We start from the raw sequence: 1,335 nt of genomic DNA, 5'->3' as shown, positions 1-1,335 counted from the left end.
TCCTTGATGCGCGGCATGTTGCGAAGGGGCTCGATGACGATGACCCCCCCCTCTTCCACGCGGCTGACATGGGTTCGGCAGGTCCAGCGGGGCTTTCCGTTGACCGTCATCGCACAGGAGCCGCACACGCCAACGCGACACGCGAATCGATAGGAAAGGTCTGGCTCCTGGGTCCGTTGGACCTCCGTCACGACGTCCAGCACGGTCTGGTTTTCGCGCCAGGGGACCGAGTACGTCGACAAGGAGCCATCGCCGGTTCCTCGAGAGATTCGTACGGTGAGTTGTCTCTGCTTCGTGGGTTTGTCGGTATCCATTCTGCCTCGCATCCGCGACGAATCGCTATGGAGGAATTCTAGAAATCCTGTTTTTATGAATCAATATTATTTAAATTGATATTTATTGAATTTATTTCGTCCGGTCCGAGAAGTGATCTGCCCATGGAAGGTCTCCGCCCTGGTGCGGAACTTCAGTTTTTCTCGACGTCCGAGCCATGCCGTTGACGCCGTGATCGCAGCGGGCGGCACTTGGCGACCAATCAGGAAACCGCCTTGGTGCGATCACGCTGGCGGACCCTGCCCTCCCCATCGCGATTTGCTACCGAGCATCGCCTCCGGCGCGGGTATATACTTGATGCGTCGCAATTGCAACGCATCACGGCCGTGAAGACTTCCACCTTTCCCTCCCTTCGAGTCGAGGCCGAACTCCGCTTGGCCGCCGAGAGCGTGCTCCGCGAAGGCGAGACGCTCAGCGCGCTGATCGAAACAGCCGTACGCGAAGCCATCCAGCGCCGCCAGGTGCAGGCGGACTTTCTCGCGCGCGGTCTGCGCGCCAGCCAGGAGGCCCGGCGTACCGGCGTTTATCACTCCGCGACGGCCGTGCACGGCGAACTCCAGGCGCGACTCGACGCGCGGCGTAAACAGGTGTTGGGGTGAACGGTGAATTCCAGGTCAGATATACCGATGCAGCCCGTGAAGACCTGATCCGGCTTTTCGACTTCCTGCTCGTGCGTGCAAGAACGCGCGAGGATTTCGACGCGGCGCAGCGCACCATCGACACTCTCGCCACGGCGATCGAGAGCCACTGAAGCCGAACACCATTCATCTTCCGCAAAGCGAGTGACAGCCCGTTCTTGCGAGAACTCGTGATTCCCTGCGGCGGGGCCGGCTACGTCGCACTTTACGAGATTGAAGGTGCTGAGACCGTCAACATCCTGGCGCTTCGGCATCAGCGTGAAGACGACTACCACTGAGCAGTTGGGCATCACCACCTGGCAAGCACCGRCTCCCGCGCGCAGCGAATGAATGCTTTCGCCTGCTGGCAAGGCATACTCGCACG

Annotated in this window: 2 protein-coding genes and 1 pseudogene; 2 read left to right on the top strand and 1 reads right to left on the bottom strand. The window is 60.3% G+C overall.

The window, feature by feature from the left end; genetic code table 11:
* Nucleotides 1-314 (bottom strand): 2Fe-2S iron-sulfur cluster-binding protein (locus AC1DOC_RS33885; RefSeq protein WP_478131595.1); only part of this gene is annotated, 314 nt, incomplete at its 3' end.
* A gap of 345 nt (nucleotides 315-659) precedes the next feature.
* On the opposite strand from AC1DOC_RS33885, the gene AC1DOC_RS33880 reads away from it, so the two are divergent.
* Complete coding sequence (locus AC1DOC_RS33880; protein WP_018905937.1) at nucleotides 660-932, top strand: YlcI/YnfO family protein; 273 nt, start codon at nucleotides 660-662, stop codon at nucleotides 930-932.
* A pseudogene (locus AC1DOC_RS33875) lies at nucleotides 929-1,249 on the top strand (type II toxin-antitoxin system RelE/ParE family toxin). The gene AC1DOC_RS33880 and the pseudogene AC1DOC_RS33875 overlap by 4 nt, the downstream one beginning before the upstream one ends.
* Nucleotides 1,250-1,335: the final 86 nt, after the last annotated feature.

The organism is Variovorax sp. 01T439_2 (assembly GCF_056398445.1).
Note: the sequence above shows the minus strand (reverse complement) of the source record. Positions and strands in the feature narration are given on the sequence as shown.